This window comes from Paenibacillus sp. FSL K6-2524 (genome assembly GCF_038005525.1).
GTDB classification, from domain to species: domain Bacteria; phylum Bacillota; class Bacilli; order Paenibacillales; family Paenibacillaceae; genus Fontibacillus; species Fontibacillus anaericanus.
This window is the reverse complement of record NZ_JBBOSP010000001.1, coordinates 2,882,198-2,900,152: the sequence shown is the minus strand read 5'-3', so window position 1 is coordinate 2,900,152 and position 17,955 is coordinate 2,882,198. Positions and strand designations below refer to the sequence as shown.

The 17,955-nt window shown below is 41.1% G+C and carries 22 protein-coding genes; 12 read left to right on the top strand and 10 right to left on the bottom strand.

All coding sequences use genetic code 11. The features are described 5' to 3' along the window. Positions 1 to 5: 5 nt before the first annotated feature. The 5 genes from NST85_RS13125 to NST85_RS13105 form a co-directional block, all read right to left on the bottom strand. Positions 6 to 947: an alpha/beta hydrolase gene (locus NST85_RS13125; RefSeq protein WP_341189511.1), complete on the bottom strand. Its 942-nt coding sequence runs from the start codon at positions 945 to 947 to the stop codon at positions 6 to 8. A gap of 159 nt (positions 948 to 1,106) precedes the next feature. Next, positions 1,107 to 1,763, bottom strand: coding sequence for a bacillithiol biosynthesis deacetylase BshB2 (gene bshB2, locus NST85_RS13120; protein WP_307399456.1), 657 nt, complete (start codon positions 1,761 to 1,763; stop codon positions 1,107 to 1,109). Positions 1,764 to 1,787: 24 nt separating this feature from the next. Beyond that, entirely contained in the window at positions 1,788 to 2,135 is a 348-nt protein-coding gene (locus NST85_RS13115) for a YojF family protein (protein ID WP_127194554.1), read from the bottom strand. Between the two features lie 167 nt (positions 2,136 to 2,302). Next, complete coding sequence (locus NST85_RS13110; RefSeq protein ID WP_341189510.1) at positions 2,303 to 3,436, bottom strand: hypothetical protein; 1,134 nt, start codon at positions 3,434 to 3,436, stop codon at positions 2,303 to 2,305. 110 nt (positions 3,437 to 3,546) lie between these two features. Further along, the gene (locus tag NST85_RS13105) at positions 3,547 to 4,197 is read right to left on the bottom strand and encodes a universal stress protein (RefSeq protein WP_341189509.1); all 651 of its coding nucleotides are present in this window, start codon (positions 4,195 to 4,197) and stop codon (positions 3,547 to 3,549) included. A gap of 130 nt (positions 4,198 to 4,327) precedes the next feature. On the opposite strand from NST85_RS13105, the gene NST85_RS13100 reads away from it, so the two are divergent. The 7 genes from NST85_RS13100 to mnhG are packed head-to-tail and all read left to right on the top strand — an operon-like array spanning position 4,328 to position 10,092. Next, on the top strand, positions 4,328 to 6,721 hold the full coding sequence (locus NST85_RS13100) for a Na+/H+ antiporter subunit A (protein ID WP_341189508.1): 2,394 nt from the start codon (positions 4,328 to 4,330) through the stop codon (positions 6,719 to 6,721). Beyond that, positions 6,718 to 7,143: a Na(+)/H(+) antiporter subunit B gene (locus NST85_RS13095; protein ID WP_341189507.1), complete on the top strand. Its 426-nt coding sequence runs from the start codon at positions 6,718 to 6,720 to the stop codon at positions 7,141 to 7,143. Before NST85_RS13100 ends, NST85_RS13095 begins: the two co-directional genes overlap by 4 nt. Beyond that, positions 7,143 to 7,481 carry a Na(+)/H(+) antiporter subunit C gene (locus NST85_RS13090; protein WP_127194549.1) on the top strand — a complete coding sequence of 113 codons (339 nt, stop codon included), beginning with the start codon at positions 7,143 to 7,145 and terminating at the stop codon, positions 7,479 to 7,481. Before NST85_RS13095 ends, NST85_RS13090 begins: the two co-directional genes overlap by 1 nt. After that, positions 7,474 to 8,958 carry a Na+/H+ antiporter subunit D gene (locus NST85_RS13085; protein WP_341189506.1) on the top strand — a complete coding sequence of 495 codons (1,485 nt, stop codon included), beginning with the start codon at positions 7,474 to 7,476 and terminating at the stop codon, positions 8,956 to 8,958. The genes NST85_RS13090 and NST85_RS13085 overlap by 8 nt, the downstream gene beginning before the upstream one ends. A gap of 34 nt (positions 8,959 to 8,992) precedes the next feature. Then, complete coding sequence (locus NST85_RS13080; RefSeq protein ID WP_127194547.1) at positions 8,993 to 9,475, top strand: Na+/H+ antiporter subunit E; 483 nt, start codon at positions 8,993 to 8,995, stop codon at positions 9,473 to 9,475. Further along, complete coding sequence (locus NST85_RS13075; RefSeq protein WP_127194546.1) at positions 9,468 to 9,752, top strand: Na(+)/H(+) antiporter subunit F1; 285 nt, start codon at positions 9,468 to 9,470, stop codon at positions 9,750 to 9,752. The genes NST85_RS13080 and NST85_RS13075 overlap by 8 nt, the downstream gene beginning before the upstream one ends. Continuing rightward, the gene (mnhG, locus tag NST85_RS13070; RefSeq protein ID WP_341189505.1) at positions 9,730 to 10,092 is read left to right on the top strand and encodes a monovalent cation/H(+) antiporter subunit G; all 363 of its coding nucleotides are present in this window, start codon (positions 9,730 to 9,732) and stop codon (positions 10,090 to 10,092) included. The genes NST85_RS13075 and mnhG overlap by 23 nt, the downstream gene beginning before the upstream one ends. 6 nt (positions 10,093 to 10,098) lie before the next feature. On the opposite strand, the gene NST85_RS13065 is transcribed toward mnhG, so the two are convergent. Then, entirely contained in the window at positions 10,099 to 10,581 is a 483-nt protein-coding gene (locus tag NST85_RS13065; protein ID WP_341189504.1) for a GNAT family N-acetyltransferase, read from the bottom strand. A gap of 380 nt (positions 10,582 to 10,961) precedes the next feature. Between NST85_RS13065 and NST85_RS13060 the strand changes: the two genes are divergently transcribed. Continuing rightward, positions 10,962 to 11,102: a hypothetical protein gene (locus NST85_RS13060; protein WP_341189503.1), complete on the top strand. Its 141-nt coding sequence runs from the start codon at positions 10,962 to 10,964 to the stop codon at positions 11,100 to 11,102. Here the strand turns inward: NST85_RS13060 and NST85_RS13055 are convergent. Beyond that, a complete protein-coding gene (locus tag NST85_RS13055; protein WP_341189502.1) occupies positions 11,092 to 12,468 on the bottom strand; it encodes a TraB/GumN family protein in 1,377 nt (458 codons plus the stop codon). The two genes, NST85_RS13060 and NST85_RS13055, sit on opposite strands and share 11 nt — an antisense overlap. A gap of 102 nt (positions 12,469 to 12,570) precedes the next feature. Beyond that, positions 12,571 to 12,882: a putative immunity protein gene (locus NST85_RS13050; RefSeq protein WP_341189501.1), complete on the bottom strand. Its 312-nt coding sequence runs from the start codon at positions 12,880 to 12,882 to the stop codon at positions 12,571 to 12,573. A gap of 104 nt (positions 12,883 to 12,986) precedes the next feature. On the opposite strand from NST85_RS13050, the gene NST85_RS13045 reads away from it, so the two are divergent. The 3 genes from NST85_RS13045 (at position 12,987) to NST85_RS13035 (ending at position 15,068) form a co-directional block, all read left to right on the top strand. Then, complete coding sequence (locus NST85_RS13045; protein ID WP_341189500.1) at positions 12,987 to 13,583, top strand: TetR/AcrR family transcriptional regulator; 597 nt, start codon at positions 12,987 to 12,989, stop codon at positions 13,581 to 13,583. A gap of 3 nt (positions 13,584 to 13,586) precedes the next feature. Then, positions 13,587 to 14,216: a DUF998 domain-containing protein gene (locus NST85_RS13040; RefSeq protein WP_341189499.1), complete on the top strand. Its 630-nt coding sequence runs from the start codon at positions 13,587 to 13,589 to the stop codon at positions 14,214 to 14,216. A gap of 63 nt (positions 14,217 to 14,279) precedes the next feature. Further along, positions 14,280 to 15,068 carry an alpha/beta hydrolase gene (locus NST85_RS13035; RefSeq protein WP_341189498.1) on the top strand — a complete coding sequence of 263 codons (789 nt, stop codon included), beginning with the start codon at positions 14,280 to 14,282 and terminating at the stop codon, positions 15,066 to 15,068. Between the two features lie 105 nt (positions 15,069 to 15,173). Here NST85_RS13035 and NST85_RS13030 read toward each other — a convergent pair whose 3' ends face one another. Beyond that, complete coding sequence (locus tag NST85_RS13030) at positions 15,174 to 15,905, bottom strand: restriction endonuclease (protein WP_341189497.1); 732 nt, start codon at positions 15,903 to 15,905, stop codon at positions 15,174 to 15,176. Between the two features lie 296 nt (positions 15,906 to 16,201). On the opposite strand from NST85_RS13030, the gene NST85_RS13025 reads away from it, so the two are divergent. Further along, positions 16,202 to 16,858: a CatB-related O-acetyltransferase gene (locus tag NST85_RS13025; RefSeq protein WP_341189496.1), complete on the top strand. Its 657-nt coding sequence runs from the start codon at positions 16,202 to 16,204 to the stop codon at positions 16,856 to 16,858. 65 nt (positions 16,859 to 16,923) lie between these two features. On the opposite strand, the gene splB is transcribed toward NST85_RS13025, so the two are convergent. Further along, complete coding sequence (gene splB, locus NST85_RS13020) at positions 16,924 to 17,949, bottom strand: spore photoproduct lyase (protein WP_341189495.1); 1,026 nt, start codon at positions 17,947 to 17,949, stop codon at positions 16,924 to 16,926. Between the last annotated feature and the right edge of the window lie 6 nt (positions 17,950 to 17,955).

Below are 17,955 nucleotides of genomic sequence, written 5' to 3'. Positions count from 1 at the left end.
CCAAATTACTCTCTTAACCAAGCGGTTGCTAACATAATAGCTCCTCTAGTTGCATTACTATCTGCTAACGCATTAATCATGACAAAGTCATGAATTGTTCCTTGAAAACGTGCTGCTGTAACTTCTACTCCTGCCTCACGGAGCTTATTAGCATAAGCTTCCCCTTCATCCCGTAACACATCTGCCTCCGCAGTAATTACTAGGGCAGTTGGTAATCCAGTCAGTTGCTCTTTACTTGCACGAAGCGGTGAAACCGTAATTTGCGCTCTTTCAGAAGGATCTGTAGTGTATTGATCCCAGAACCATTGCATTCCATCGCGGCGTAGGTAATATTCCGTTCCAAATTCATGATAAGATTCTGTATCAAATGCGGCATCAGTTACGGGATAGAATAGCAATTGCTTGTGAATCGTCGGCCCTTTGCGCTCCTTAGCAAGTAACGTAATCGCTGCTGTCATATTCCCGCCAACACTATCACCTGCTACATAAAGCCGTCCTAAATCCAATCCATGCTCCTGACCATGTTCCGCAACCCACTTCAGTACTGCGTAAATCTCTTCAATAGCTGTTGGATACTTTACCTCAGGAGACAAACTGTAATTTGGAAATACGACACAAGCTTGTGCTCCAACGGCAAGTTCCCGAATAAGACGATCATGCGTATGTTCATTACCAAACACCCATCCAGCGCCATGAATATACAGAATGATGGGTAAGTTACCGGGTACGTTTTGTGGTCGAACCAATCTTACAGACACAGGTTCAGCCGAGTCTCTTTTCATCTCAAAATCTTGAATATCAACAGGAAGTTTTTGTGTGTTATCTGACTGTAAAGAATCAAGGGTTTCCCGCCCCTTCTCCGGTCCAAGTTCAAATATAAAAGGAGGGTTTGCCGTATCCTTTACGATTTGTAACGCCGCTTCTTCCAATACTATTTTCTTTTTCATAACTCTCATCTCCTTATAATTAATGTTTATATCTATTTCCATCATGAGTAAGGCTTATTATGTATTACCCAAAACTCTGGTCGAAGTACCGAATATCAAGAAACGAAAAAAAGAGCAGATAATGGATCATCACCATAACCTGCTCTTTACGTATGTTATTTATTCAAATTTGTAAGTCCAGAAATGTTCTGTACCAAACCGATTAATGAGTTCTTTATCGCCTAACTTCTTGCTACCTAGTAATTCTTCCGCCTGGAATTGGGAACGATGTGCCTGAATTGAAGCCAGCTTGATCTGCAACATATCTTTCACATCATTTTTAACATCAGGTTTCCCAATGCTTTGCTCAAGATTGTTGGCAAAAGCAATGCAGTGAACTACTGGTCTTTGCTCTTTGGGTAATCTTGCAATCGTGCGAATCACAGCAGCCCCTGTTGCATCATGATCAGGATGAACGCTATAGCCTGGATAGAAAGTCACGACCAGTGACGGACTAAGCTCTTTAAGGAGGTCATCGATCTGTTTATCCAATTGTTCCTTATCTTCAAATTCAATCGTTTTATCGTGAAAGCCGAGCAATCGTAGATCTTGTATTCCAATGGCGTTGCATGACTCTTCTAGCTCCTTCTTCCGTATCTCCGGAAGTGTTACGCGATTAGCAAAAGGGGGTATGCCCATATTCCGGCCCATTTCTCCTAAAGTTAGGCAGGCATACGTTACTTTGGCCCCATTCTGTATATGTTTGGCTAGTGTACCCGATAATCCAAAGGCCTCGTCATCCGGGTGTGGTAGCACAACAAGAATATGTTGTTCCATCGTTTCTCTCATCTCCTCTTTCATTTAGAAAGGCTGCGGACTTAGTTGTAAAGATACGATCAGCTTGCCCTGACTGTCATGGCCCGCCATGATCAATCTGTCCGTCTCAGTTTCTTCATAGTGAGTTAACCCTTCCGAGTATATCCATCCTTCATTCATTTTCAGGCCGACACGATAAGGTCCTCCGGTTTCGGAAATCGATCCATGTGAATATCGGATGATAGCATTAGTAATGAAGGTTGCAGCTGGATGCTTAGAACTATCTCTATGGGCGGCGTATGCTCCCGTAGTCATCTCAAGATGAATATATAGATCCTGCTCTTTGAGCATATCGAGCCTGCGTTGTACTTCCGATTGATTAATGAGTTGCATCTTGGTCCCCCTTATCTGTATATATACATACCAGAAATGTATTCACCCTCGTTATGGGAGATATCATTTAATGTTTAAGGTATTTCGCATACCTCAAAAAGTATACTCTTCAAAGCTTTTAATTTCAATTGGGAGAAATCATGATAAAAAAAGCCCCTAGTAGCAAACTACTGGGGCCACTCAAAAGATCCATCTTCAATTTTCCGCTTCATATCATCGAAAAACCAAGTAACTCCCTCCCACCAGTTCGGGTCCTCGGCATAGGTTTGATTTAACCACTGGATCGGATGACTCGCACCAGGGCGGCGACTACTAACATTAAATACGGTCTTCGCTGCGATGGCAGCAGATGATTCGATCGTAGTATTGTAACTCTCCCAACTGCCAAATACGTTAAAGGGGTTATTAGCGATTTCCTTTACATTTTTATTGTCTTTTCTAACAAACCCCTGCTCTTGTCCCGTTATAGCAAACAGTAAGAGGGGATGAATATCGAATTTCTTGCTTGCTTCCACAATCGCAGACAAATAGGGTTCCTCGGCTAAAATTGAGTTTTTATCCTGTAAATATTGTTGCAAACGCTTGGTATCTATAGCAACATATTTGAGCTCTGTAGGAATTCCATCGACTAGTTTAGGCTCCTCATACTCAGTGATTATAGATTCCAACATTTGAATTGGATCCGCAATTTGTACGGAGGTAGACGGTTGTTGATCCACTACATGGTTAATCAGCATGATTACGAGAACAACCACAAAGAAACTAGCTAATGAAATAGATATCTTTTGATTGAACCAATCTTTGTACTTAAAAGGAATGATAGGTTCACTGGTTGCAGCAATCTCCATACATACGGTAGGGTCATATTGATCCCACTCCTGCTCCAATGCTTGAAGTGATACTTTAGGCGATAGCTCCTGAGACCACCGAAGAAGGATATCTCGAACTACCTCCTCCTGTACGGGTAGAGCCGATTTGCTGCACGTCCATTCAGATAAGGGTAATAATAGATCCTCTTGGTATAGATCCAGAGACATGCAATGTTTAAGCACATCATCCACTTGAATGACGAGTGAGTCACTATTCTTCAATAGTAGCTCGTAGCGGACCTGCTTCTTCACCTCATCTGGAAAAGAAGGCAGGCGGCTCTCAATAATTCGGTGCACTGCATCGGATAATATGGCTGTCCGTTGCTTTGGATCAAGACCATGGTGTTTATGCGCAATATAATGCTTCAACCGTACAATTTCCTGACTAGATAACACATATTCTTGCATCTTAATATCCCAGCCCATTCTCATTTCAGTGAGGGAACAACTCCCTATGAAAATGATTCCATGTCCGCACGGGATTCTCCTGCTTAGAGGGAAAATAGCCTTTACCCATACTTAAAATAGATTGAGCATCTTAGTTAATCGATTTTATGAATATCTTTAACATGATCGTCAATGACGGGTACTTCGACCATTTCATTGCCCATCATGAACTTGAAGACCCCATTATTGAAGTCTGTGCCTACTTCTTTATAGAAAATCCCCTCGTATTTATCTAGGTACGTATGATTGAAGCAAAGCCTATGGCCTTCGTTTACTTCCATTAAGTAAGCACGGATCCCCTTTTCATAAAAGCCCTCTTGAACCTCCAATTCACGAGAAACTGAAACAAGATGTAAGTCGACGAATGAAAGTTTATGCAGCAGTTCATTAATAATGGAGCCCTTCGTTATTTCCTCCCAGCGACTCTGTGCTGTCTGTCCCAACACAATTTGCGTCACATTTTTTTGCTTCGTTATATCACATATGACTTTTACAATAGGACGCTTCTCATTGTATTTCTCTATCAATTCAGCCCCGATCTCTTCTGCGATTTTTCTCCAGACTGAAATATAGTGAGTTTTTTCGATATCCCACTCATCTTCCGGTTGCGGGTCGACTGTCAAAACATATAGTGGACACTTAAGCATTTTTGCAATTTTGCCACCTCTACGCATAAGTCGTTCACCGTTCGGTCCATAATATACACAGACTAATATGCATTCATCCATACTTTCTGTCTTCATCATGTACATTCCACCTTTATTCGAAGATTGCTAAAAGTACATACAAAGTTAAATGTTGTTTCTATCTTTGAGTATTATGATCACATTTAGTCAATAAAATAATGCTGGTTATGCAGAACAAGGAGGAGAAACATTGACACTACTACACATGGCTATCCTGATCCCATTTTTCTCCGTCCCTCTCATCCCTCTGTTATATAAATATGTACATCAAATACATACCGGTTGGTTCGTCATGGTTATTCCCGCCCTGCTGCTTATCCTGTTCGCAAGCTATTATTCCATGCAGCAACCGTTAGATCCTGTGATCTATTCCGTGCCATGGATTCCATCTCTGGATATCCATTTTACTATCTATTTGGACAGCCTCTCATTACTGTTTGTATTGCTTATTACAGGCATAGGCGTCTTGGTTGTGTTGTACTCCATCTACTATATGTCTATGGATAGGGAAAAATTGCACCTCTTCTATGCTTACTTAATGCTGTTCATGGGAGCGATGCTCGGATCTGTTCTTTCAGACAACCTCCTTGTGTTATATGCATTTTGGGAACTCACTAGTGTATCCTCATTCTTACTTATCGCCTTCTGGTATCATCGCAAAAGATCTCGTTACGGAGCTCAGAAATCGATGTTCATTACAATGAGTGGTGGATTCTCGATGCTGCTTGGCTTCATTATCCTTTATGTTGCCTCAGAGACATTCAGCATTCGCGAGTTAGTTGCATTAAGCGACCAAGTTTCACAGCACTCGCTTTTTATTCCGGCGATGTTCTTCATACTTCTTGGCGCGTTTACGAAGTCAGCACAATTCCCTTTCCATATCTGGCTGCCGGACGCCATGGAGGCCCCTACGCCTATCAGTGCTTATCTGCACTCCGCTACGATGGTCAAAGCGGGTGTATATCTCGTCGCCCGTTTAACTCCAATATTCGGTGGTCATCAGGAATGGTTCTGGACCATCACCATCACGGGACTCATCACTTTGTTCATCGGTTCCTTGAAGGCGGTTCGTCAGAGTGACCTTAAGGCATTGCTCGCATTCTCGACCATCAGTCAAATCGGTTTAATTATGACGTTGCTAGGTATTGGTTCCATTGCACTCAATAGCCAATATAGCGGAAGTTCTTTGCTATTTGCAGGTGCTACAGTAGCGGCGATCTTCCATTTAATTAACCATTCGATCTTCAAAGGCTGTCTCTTTATGATGATTGGAATTCTCGATCATGAAACGGGAACACGGGATATCAGGCGCTTAGGCGGTCTGATACATATCATGCCCGTCTCATTCACCTTAACTTTGATCGGTGCATTTTCAATGGCAGGTCTTCCTCCGTTTAGTGGATTTTTAAGCAAGGAGATGTTCTTTAGTGGTGTGTTAATGACTTCTCGTAACCTAGATAGCTGGTTCATCGTTATTCCGATTATCGCTTGGATCGCTAGTATATTTACCTTTGTGTACTGCATGATTCTCATATTCAAGGTGTTCACAGGCCCTTATCAGCCGAAGCGGCTGGACCGTAAGCCGCATGAGGCACCCATAGGCATGCTCATTTCGCCGATGATCTTAGCTGCGCTCGTTGTCATCTTGTTCTTCTTCCCGAATTGGATTGCGTCTACTCTGCTAGAACCATCTGTAAAAGCGATTCTGCCACAAGCATTTGCGAACGGCGAAGAATGGCATGTTCATATATTCGCATGGCATGGTCTCAATACAGAACTTCTGATGACGATAGGCATTGTCATTCTAGGAACGCTGCTTTATAAAAATTTCCATGAATTTCGTAATATGTACGAAATCATACCGTCAAGATTCAGTTTGAATCAAGCCTATGATAGTGGACTTGTAGCCATGGAACGTATTTCTGGCATGATCACGAGATTCTACATGACCGGTTCCTCTCCCCGTTACTTGTCCTACCTCTTCGTATTTTTGATTGTCATAGTTGGGGGTTCGCTGTTTCTTCAGGATGCTTTCGTCCTTGATCTTTCTGACAATGCTCCTATCGAGCTTTATGAATATTTGTTAGGCTTCACCATGGTCGCGGCATCCATCTACATGATATTCACGAAATCCAGATTGATCTCGATTATTGTCGTAAGCGTTATTGGCTATATCGTTTCATTGTTTTTCGTTATCTTCCGCGCACCAGATTTAGCACTAACACAACTTGTCGTGGAGACGATTTCAACGGCTCTTTTCCTTCTGTGCTTCTACTTCTTACCGAAGGTTAGCAAGTATGTGACACCCGTGAAATTTCGCATTAGTAATGCCATCATTGCCGTAGGCGTCGGATTGACGCTAACTTTAATTGGTCTTGCGGCGCAAGGACATCATTTATTCGTGCCGATTGCGGAATATTATAAAGATTCATATACACTTGCTGGAGCAAAAAATATGGTAAATGCGATTTTGGTCGACTTCCGAGCCTTCGATACGATGCTCGAAATTGTCGTTCTCTTCGCTGCAGGAGTAGGCATTTATACTTTAATTAATCTTCGCCATGCAGGGAGGAAAGATCAATGAAATTTACCGATGTATTTTTGCAGACCTCAACAAAAATATTAGTGTTCATTATTATGACCTTCTCGATTTTCATTTTGTTCGCTGGGCATCACAATCCGGGAGGTGGCTTTATCGGGGGACTAATTACCTCTTCTGCGCTTGTCCTCCTCTACATTACATTTGATCTGCAGACGGTGCGCGATATCATTCCTGTCGATTTCAACCAACTGGCGGCTGGCGGCGTTATTGTCTCTGTACTTACGGGAACAGCTTCGTTCTTATTCCATGTTCCCTTCCTGACACAAACATTTACCTATGTAGATCTGCCCCTGCTCGGGAAAACGGAGCTTGCCTCAGCCGTTATTTTTGATTTGGGTGTCTACATGACCGTTATCGGAACGACAATGACGATAATTACGAGCATAAGTGAGGATGAAAAATAATGGAGACATTCATAACCATCATCAGCGGCATATTATTTTCAGTCGGAACTTATCTCATCCTAAATAAAAACCTATTGCGGATCATTCTGGGCATAACTATTTTCTCTCATGCTACTCATCTGATGCTACTTTCTATTAATGGGTTAAAAAAAGGCGCTGCACCTCTTCTCGGGGAGAATGCCACCAGTTATACAGATCCCGTACCACAGGCATTGATTCTTACCTCTATCGTCATTAGTTTCGCATTAACCGCATTTCTTCTTGTGCTTGGTTATCGTACTTATATGGAGTTAGGTACTGACAATATGAAGCATTTGAGAGGTAACTCACATGAGTAATGTGTTGATTCTACCGATCATTATTCCTCTTCTTACTGGAATGGTGATGATTTTCTTTCGTCGACGCATACGTCTACAACAGTGGTTAACCGTCGTAAGCATGCTACTTACTATTGGGATTTCCATCGTTATCATTCAGCAAATTTCACATCAGGGTATCCTTGTTCTCGATGTCGGTGGCTGGCAAGCTCCTTATGGTATCTCGTTAGTAGGGGATATGCTCTCGGCCTTGCTCGTACTTGTAGCAACGTTCATTTCCCTGATCTGCACCCTGTTCGCGTTCGGTTCCACAGACAACGATCATAAGGTTCACTTCGTCTATCCCTACATTCTATTGTTGCTTTGCGGTGTGAACGGCTCCTTTCTGACAGGCGATATATTCAACCTCTTTGTCTTTTTTGAGGTTATGTTGATCTCTTCCTATGTGTTGCTGGCTCTTGGTGGAAAGAAGATTCAACTCCGTGAATCCATTAAATATGTCATTATTAACGTCATTTCATCGACATTGTTCGTTATCGCGATTGCCTACTTATATTCCATTACCGGAACCCTCAATATGGCTCATCTGTCCGAACGCATCGCGACAATTGGTCAGGACGGCTTACTTACGACAGTTAGCCTCTTATTCTTGACGGTGTTCGCTCTTAAATCGGGGTTATTTCTATTCTTCTGGTTGCCTAGCTCCTACAGTGCGCCCCCTCCAGCGATCGCCGCATTGTTCGCAGCTCTACTTACCAAAGTCGGGATTTATGCGATCATGCGTATATTTACATTGATTTTCTACCATCAGCCGGAGATTACGCACACCATCATCCTCTGTATGGCGACCATCACCATGATACTAGGTGCGCTTGGTGCTATCTCTCATTGGCAGATCAAAAAAATTCTAGCCTTTAACGTAGTCGTTGCAGTTGGATTTATCCTCTTCGGTGTTGGGATGGCGACCTTAGATTCATTGACAGGTGCTCTGTTTTATTTGCTTAACGATATGCTGGCCAAAGCGCTTATTTTCATTCTAGGCGGCGCGATTATTTCTATTTTCGGAACGGACAAGCTTCGGAACTTTAGCGGCTTGATTCTATTCCGACCGTCGCTTGGATGGTTGTTTTTCATAGCTTCGCTCGCCCTTGCAGGGGTCCCCCCGTTGAGTGGTTTCGTAGGTAAAGTCATCATTCTCAAGGAAGGCGTTCAAGAAGGCCATCTGATCATGTCGGTGATCGGAATTATTACAAGCCTCTTGGTGCTCTACTCCGTTATGAAAATCTTTATTCATAGCTTTTGGGGAGAGACGCTACTAATTGAAGGAGAACAGAAAGCGACCGGTACAAACGCCTTACTACCAGGCTATATCCTAGTCACTTTAATTATTGGAATGGGACTCGGAGCGGAGTGGGTGCTTTCCTATGTTGAGCAAGCTGCTGAGGTTATGACCAACCCATCAATTTACATCGATGCTGTCTTCAAACGAAATAGTTAAAGAACCAACCTACGAGTTAAAGGATGTGGTGGAAATGACAACTCAAATTTTATTGAATCTGTTGATTGCCTTCGTGTGGATGCTTCTCAATGAATCGTGGAACATTATCATCTTTGGAATAGGTTACGTCATCGGATTTTTCATTATATTTATGATGCGACGATTTTTCCCTGAACAATTTTATGGTAGGAAAATCATATTCATTATTAAGTTATTCTCGCTCTTCATCATGGAGCTGATTAAATCTAGTGTCGTGGTCGCTATACAAGTTACTCGGCCAAAGCTAAACATTCAGCCAGGTATTTTCCGTTCCGAAACCATACTGGAAACCGACTTAGAAATTACGCTGCTATCTACATTATTAACTTTAACACCCGGCTCCGTAGTTATGGAAATTGATCCGGAAGCAGGCGTCATGTACATTCATGCTATGGATGTAACAGAATTTCAGAATAGTATTTCCAAAACAAAACGTAAGTTTGAACGGGCAATTATCGAGGTGATGCGCAATGTTTGATAACATCATGCTCCTAGCCATGTTCCTACTCTCGATCTCAGTCCTGATCGCTCTATACCGCGTGATCAAAGGACCTTCTATTCACGATCGCATATTGGCGCTCGATTCAATCGGATACATCGTGATTGGGATTGTTGCGGTACACTCTATTATGCTGGACTCTCATGCCTATCTTGAAACCATACTACTGATTGGAATACTGGCTTTTCTAAGCACGATCGCTTTAAGCAAGTATATGAAAGGGAGGGTTGTGTATGGGCGCAAACGTGATGATTGAAATTGTGGTCGGGTTCTTAGTCATGTCCGGCACCGTCATGAGTCTATTCAGCTCACTAGGTATTATCCGCCTGCCCGATGTGTATAACCGTGCGCATGCCTCTACGAAAAGCGCGACGCTTGGTATCCTTTGTATTCTATTAGGCACGTTCTTCTACTTTTTCTTTACGCACGGCGTATCCAGTATCCGCTTATTACTCGCAATCGTATTCGTCTTCTTGACTGCCCCTGTCGCTGGGCATATCATTATTCGTTCAGCTCACCGTTCGAAGGTCCCTCTTGCCGATATTAGCGTTCAGGACGATCTCCAGGATTATTTGGACAGTCAAGAATCTAAATAATATGGGTTATATATTCGATTTTTTCACCATTGTAATAAACTCCGCAAAATCGGTATCGAACTCTTTTTCCTTAACAAAACCAAGCTTTTCATAGAGATGGATCGCTCTTTGATTGAATTTCGCTACAGTTAATCGAATTGGAGTCCCCTTATAAATTTGTTCAATTAAATTAACAATAAATGAACAAAATTCAAAACCGTTCCCTTTGCCTGTAAGGGTAGGATTCATACCCAGTCCCATATCAACCAAGTCATCTTCATAAACACCATATTGGTTACCCCTAGGCACTTGTGCGCTCTCTCCTATGCAAAAAAAACCAACTAGTTCATTCAAATCATTAACAAGTGCATAGTATGAGCCATTGAGCAGCTCCTCAACTTCTTCATTATCCGTGGGATCATTATTATAAAAATCATAAGGTTTATCGTATTTCCAGTTGAGTATATCTTTAGCCATTTGTTCATTCATGTCTTCGATCATGATGTTCATTTTGTATACCACCTCGGATTCATTACTTCTATGAAAAAAAAGATAATCCTTCTTGACACTCCGCGAAAGGACCGTTCTTACAATCGCTGTGGTCTCTAAAAGCATAAATCATTCTTTTTCCGGTGCTAACAAAAAGTAGCGAGCCTCCCATGACCGGAGACTCGCCTACTTTATTGGATTTTTTACCGTTTTGAGAGGAGAATCCCTGTCTCATTTGTTTTATTGAAGGAGCTTAAGTGGCACGAACCTCTGAGCTTATTTTTTCAAGAAACAAATTCACTTCAGCGATGTACTTTTCTTGCTCATCGTCAGGAATCATATGCCCAGACTGCTGAAATTCAACAACTTCGCACGAAGGGATAGAACTAGTAATAACTGTAATGTTTCATCAGATATATTCGATGGAGAATCGGAACTGGGACAAGAAACCCGTCCCTCTATCCCACAAAACAGCCAGTGTAAAAGACATCTGGCCTCTTGCACTGGCTGCTTTTGATTATCAGCATACGTTTATTGTATAAATTGAACGGTATAACCTTTTTCTTTCAATAGGTCAACGACCTTACCTTTTATCACATAATGTGCCGCACCTACTACAACAAAGGAGGTATGCTCCCCTTCTCGCTCCAATAATTCAGCGAGCTTCACTGCCATATTTTTATCTCGTTCCAAATTCAGGATCTGAGTCCCCTCTCCTTCAGAGGTCTCAGCAGTTGACAGTACTTTTGTCATACCTTCAAGATCACCTTGGGTCCAAGCAAGCTGCATTACTTTTAAAGATTCCATGGCTTCCTTGCTGCCAGACAGTGCCTCATCCAGCATGACATTTAGTTCTTTTTCCTGTTGCTCTGCAGATGCACCCGAAAGCAGATCCGCCTGCAGTTTAACACCTTCTAGCTCGTGTATCGGCTTATCCGTAAGTATTGCCTTAGCGAGGAAATAACCATCGATACCCGTTGCTGATGCAATTACGCTGTCAGCTGGATTATCGTAGAAACTGAACACCGACAGATTGGTGGTAACGGCAAACGGCTTGTATCCGTCAAACACATTCACGGGTAACTCCAATTTTTTCAGCACTTTTTGCAATTTCTCATACGTCCCTACAGATACATGGTCCTTTAGCGTAGTGCCATCACTGTATGCCATCTTCTCAGTTAAGTAGCTCAAATCCCCATTTACAATATCCAATTCGACCCACAGGTCGTCCGACGTTTGGAATGCTTCCCGAATACTTTTATGCATCGGGTACATATCGGTATTCCCCAAGTGAATGGAACCTAGCAAATATAATGTGTTATTTCCTTTTGTCACTTTCCACATGAGACCTTCTGAACCGTTATTGGCCGTATCGTAAGTAAACTCAACCATTCTGCTCGCCAGCACAGCGGCTTGTTCAACCGTAGCAGGATTCTCCAACTCAAGACCAAGTTTAGTTCCAAGAACAAGACCCTTTTTTTGCATATAAGTAACCGGCGCATCCGTAGTAATCCCGAACGCTTCAGGCAACTCGTAGTTCGATAACAGCTTATGTAACGAAGTAATAACGGTTTCTCTTGTGATCACTTTATTCGTTATGAAGGACAAGGAAGCATCTTTCTTCTTAAATCCGAGTAGATCTAGCTTCGTTGCTGTATCCTTCATTAAGGAATTGAATTTGTCGGCATCAATTGGCTTTTGAAAAGCCCCATCATAATACCAGTTCAGCGGATAAATCCCGTATTTCTCACCTTCGTTTAAGGTATTTAAGGACCAAGAGCTAATTGTGGGTGCAACGGTAGGTTCTTCCGCGTGAACGGGGAAGATATTACCTAATAGGATCATCAAGCTCAGCGAACCTGCGACTGCCCAACGACTAAGCTTACCCCAATGCTTTTTTTCTTGCATGAAATTATTCTCCTCTCAATTCTAGTATGTTAAATATTGTTAATCAATCCGTAGATTATACTATGTTAAGGACTATTCACCAATATAAAAACTCATATCTGTTTAATGTATTTTTTCAAGAAACAAGTTCACTTCAGCAATGTACTTTTCTTGCTCATCGTCAGGAATCATATGCCCAGACTGCTGAACTTGATGGACGGTCGCTTCCCCTATTTGCCACGATTCATTTACTTTAAATCCGTTAGTTATCTTTTCGTTGTTCGGAAATTCTTGTTCAAGATATGGCAGTACTTGTCTTGCAACACGAATTGCCCACTTAGCCAAGTCAACCTGACTAACGAGATCCGTAGCCTTATCTATTTCGTTTCTCAGTTCCGTATGATCGAAAATTTTGATTTTTGGTTTGCTTGCCATACATAACACCTCTTCAATTTCAATATTAAATTATTTAACACTGCAAAAACTAACGATCGGTAGTATAATACAAAACGCATAGTAGCTTTATTGGAGGGATTTATATGATACAGAAAAAAGATATACTATATGCCACTTTAGAATTAGCTTCCATTCATGGTTTGAGAAGTCTTTCCCTTTCTCAAATTGCTGAAAGCGTAGGGATTAAAAAGGCTTCTTTGTATAATCATTTTCACTCAAAAGAGGAACTTATAACAAACCTTTATCAATATTTACGAGAAGAAAGCAAAGGAAATATGCCAGCTATAGATTATGGGGAGTTTGTTAAAGGGAAATCCGCAGAAGATGTATTAACCATTTCTTGTGCTAATTATCGGAAAATGATTGGCAATGAAAACATGATGAAGTTTTATAAAGTGATTATGTCCGAAAGACCTTTTAGTAAAGAAGCTGCAAATATCTTATTACTGGAAACAGAAAAAATGTTACTCACAACTAAGCAATTATTCTATGCTATGCAAATTCATAAATTGCTAGATTTCACTAATATAGACATGGCTGCTCTATCATACGCTATGACAATTCATAACTTAATAGAATATTGTATTGATAAATTAGTAGTTCAAAATATGAATTGTGACTACTTATTTGATGAATATATAAATAGCTTCTGTGAACTATATAAAATTAAGGGAGAATAGAGAATGAAAAAAACGATATCACAATGGTTTTGTCTTGTTGGAAGTTTACAGATAGTATTTTATCTTTTACAAGATTTCGTCGGTGCTTATTACTACCCCAACTATAATAAGTTCGCTCAGGCAGTTAGTGATCTAACGGCTGTTAGTGCACCATCTTATTCAGTAGCTGTAAGATTCACTCAAATCTATGCTTTACTTTCAGTTGTCGGATTATCAATGTTATGCACTTTTATAAAACCTAAGCTTAATCGCCAACTCCGTATAGGTATTTATTTATTTACTATAATGAATTGGATTAGTTGCATTGGATATGCGTTATTCCCTTTAACTGATAGTGGTTTTTCAGACAGTACACAAGACTTTATCCATGTTTATATTGTTACAGTAATGGTTGTGGTTTTATCAATTATTTCACTAATATTAATTATTATTGGCGGATTAAAAGAAAAGCATAAACACATTGCTTATTTATCACTTATAGCTTTATGCCTTATGTTTATAGGGGCTATTGGTAGTGGAATAGTTCCCAAAGAATATTTTGGTGTTATAGAACGATTCAGTACATACAGTGCCGTTGTTTTTGGCTCCACATTATGTGTTTATGGCTGGTTACTAAAGTTAAAAAATAGTTAACGATTTGAGAATGAGTGAAAATAATGTTATTTTTTATAGATATGTTTTAAGGAGGAGAATAGAGTGAACGATGGACAAGGCTTAATAAGCTCCAAGCCTAAGCGAAAAATATGGAAACGGGTGCTCATTTCCTTGTCTGCACTTGTGGTTGTGCTGGTAGTGGGGCTGACCATTGCCTACCAGGCCATGAAATATGAACCGCTTGAGGAAGCAAAACAAGCGATGCAGAGTGACTCCACAGCCAAGGTAAGTGCAGTGAAGGATGGTTTTCGCTTCGATCCGGCTAATGGGAATGTGGTACAACCTAGCGTTATCTTTTATCCTGGTGGTCTAGTGGATGCTGAGAGTTATGCGCCGCTCGCGCGCAAGCTGGCGGAAGCAGGACACCGTGTATATATTGCTGAAATACCATTTGACCTAGCTATCTTCGGGCAGAATAAGGCAAAAGAGTTGATTGCGGAGCATCCAGAGGATACTTTTGTAATCGGGGGACACTCTCTCGGAGGGGTTTTCGCATCGAGATATGCAGCTGAGAATACGGATAAGATTTCTGGTGTGTTTTTCCTGGGATCTTACGCGGATGAAGGTGGTAGCTTGAAGGATTCCAGTCTTAATGTGCTGCAAATTACAGCTTCAAAAGACGCTGTGTTGAATTGGACCTCATGGGAGGAAAGCAAGCAAAATTTGCCTGCGGACTCGACGGAGTACGTTACTATCGAAGGTGGTAACCATGGTCAATTCGGCACCTATGGCATGCAGAAAGGTGACAATGTAGCGGATATTCTCCCGGAACAGCAACTTGAGGAAGTATCGTCAGCTATAATTAACTGGCTACCGACTGTGCAGAAATGATAAATTATAAGTTAAAGAACGTGATGATGGTATACCATCATCACGTTTTTGCTGCTCATTAATTCATTAACACTACTGTCTCCTTAAGTAAATCTCACTATTTAATTAACTCACTTCAATCTGCTTTATGTACCGGCATTTTGGGAAACTACTACATCCATAAAATCGACCCTTTGGTCCGCTTCGAAGCACTAATTTACTACCACATTTTGGACATACTATTTCTTGAGCCGGAGTATGTTCGATGACCGCTTTTGGTGTTGGAGCAGTTCCAGGATTCATGGATAGAATCATTTCAATGAGTCCATCACGATTAATCAACTTTACTTTGTTGGACTTAGCCAACTCATACGCTGCTGCAGTGTAATCACTATTCGATACAACCCATGCTTCAGCAGCTCCGTAGTGTGCAATAGATGCCTGTGCTTCCTGAACAGCCTTAATCCCAACATTCTTGCTGTACCGTTTAGCTTGAACAACAATCTTCACGCCATCCTTCTGAAGTACGAGATCCGCACCATAATCACCAGCAGCCTGTGTTACTTGGGTCTTATAGCCTTGAGCCTGGAATAAATAACCCAAATATCTTTCGAATTGGATACCATCCATTTTATCAATGTCGGCTATACCTGATTTCTTCAGTCTCTCTGCCTTTGCATTATTCACGAGTATCATAATTAATATTGCTATAACCAAACCTATGAAGGCAGCTACAGCCCCGAGTTCAATAGATTTTGTCATATTCAACACTAGCAACCCCGGGACAACAAATGAAAGCCCGATAACACCTTTTAAAAACTCTTCCTGTTGCTTCGCCTTACTCTTTCTTCTTGCCATTATAATCCCCCAACTCTCATGTCATGTTTCCTTAGCATTCGACAATTGGGACTATATTCCTGCAATAGGATGGAAATGGTGCAAAGAGTTGCACATTAATCAATTAATCAAAATATCTCTTTAGGGTATGAGGTATGATTTGACGAACTAATGATTCGTTTGTTACAATTTCACCATCTTCGAGGAAAAGGATGAGGACGATGGTTCGTCGTTTGAAACGGTTTAAGAATGTAGCTACCGCATTAAGCTTCTAAGTAAACAAGTGAATTATACTACTTAGAAGCGAGGGAAAAGAAATGAAACAACATCAATTTAACCACTGGTCTGAAATTAAGTATCTACAAGACATTGTCACCAACCCCATGATTGAAGTAGGGGAATACTCCTACTATTCTGGTTATTACGATAATCATGATTTTGAAGATGGGTGCGTTAGATACCAATGGGGAGATGAAAAATCCAGAAAGTTATTTAACCCCATCGAAGACTATGGTTGGCATTTAGATAAGTTGATTATAGGAAATTACGTATGTATTGCAAGTGGTGTAATTATTCTAATGGGTGGAAATCACAATCATCATCCTGAATGGATTACCGTGTATCCGTTTGTGGATCAGATTGAAGCTTCTTACAAACCCAAAGGAGATACAATCATTGAAAGTGATGCCTGGATCGGCATGAATGCAATGATTATGCCCGGTGTGACAATAGGTGAAGGGGCCATTGTTGCGGCTGGATCTGTTGTGACAAAAGATGTCCCGCCATATACGATAGTAGGCGGTAACCCTGCTAAAGAGATAAAGAAACGCTTTACAGACAAAGAAATCGAAAAGTTAAAGGAAATGCGTTGGTTCGATTGGGAACGCGAGAAAGTAGAACAAGCTAGTCATATCTTATCAAGTTCTTCAATCGATCAATTATATGACTTTTATCAAAAAGAAATAAAACCATAACGAATAAATTAATAAGCCAACGTCCCTTCTTAATAGCTAATTGAGAAGGGACGTTTTCTTTGGGTTCAAACAAAATAAGAAACTTTGGCACTAGGGAAATAGCGTAGTATCTGCTCACGTAGATATTGTTCCATATCTGTAGCGTCTTCTTTTTTATATACGTATTTGTATCGGCCATATCTCCCCCACTTCATCTGTCTATTTTCTTCATTCATATCTAGCTTTGTTTTCGGATAGCGCTCCATAATGGTGTTTTTAGCCACTTTAGTATATCGATGTTGGATCAACTCAAATTCTAAATCGACGATGTCAATTGTCCCGATTCTTTCATGTAGCTTTTGGATTAATTCCAGATAATCCTGTTTCCAGCCATCGTAAATGATAATTGGGGCCATGATGAAGCCCAGCGGATATCCTGCCTCAGCAATTTTCCCCGCCGCTTCAATTCGCTCCTCAAATGCAGAAGTGGATGGTTCAAAGTTGCGGATGACATAACTCGTATTGATCGAAAAACGAATTCTTGTATGGCCCCTATGGTCGGCATCCAATAATGAATCGACATTATCATATTTAGTTACGAAACGCAGTCGCCCATGGGACTGCTGTCCCATAAACTCAATATAATGACGCAAAGCTCCCGTAAGATGCTCAAACGAAACGGGATCACCTGTACAAGCCGCTTCAAAGGTAGTTATTTCAGGCTTCCGCTCTTCGATATATTCCTGTGCTTTTTCCAAAATTTCATCCAAATTAACATACACTCTGATATAAGGCTTGGAGCTCAGCGTAGTTTGCAGATAACAATAATGGCAATGACCAGCACAGCCAGTTGCCAGAGGGATGGCATATTCAGCCGACGGTTTCGATGTGTCAAATTTTAATGTTTTTCTAACTCCCACCACTAACGTTCTTTTTGCATTACGATATTTCTTCGCATCCGTATCCCCTGGAATGCCCGTAACCCGATTGTGCGAGGTTGTCATTTTGATCGGAATACCGGACTGTTCAAAGTATTTGAACAACTTATCCCCTAACGGATAGTCTAACGACTGCGGTTCAAAAAATACAAGATCAGGATCAAAACGTTTCAATATATT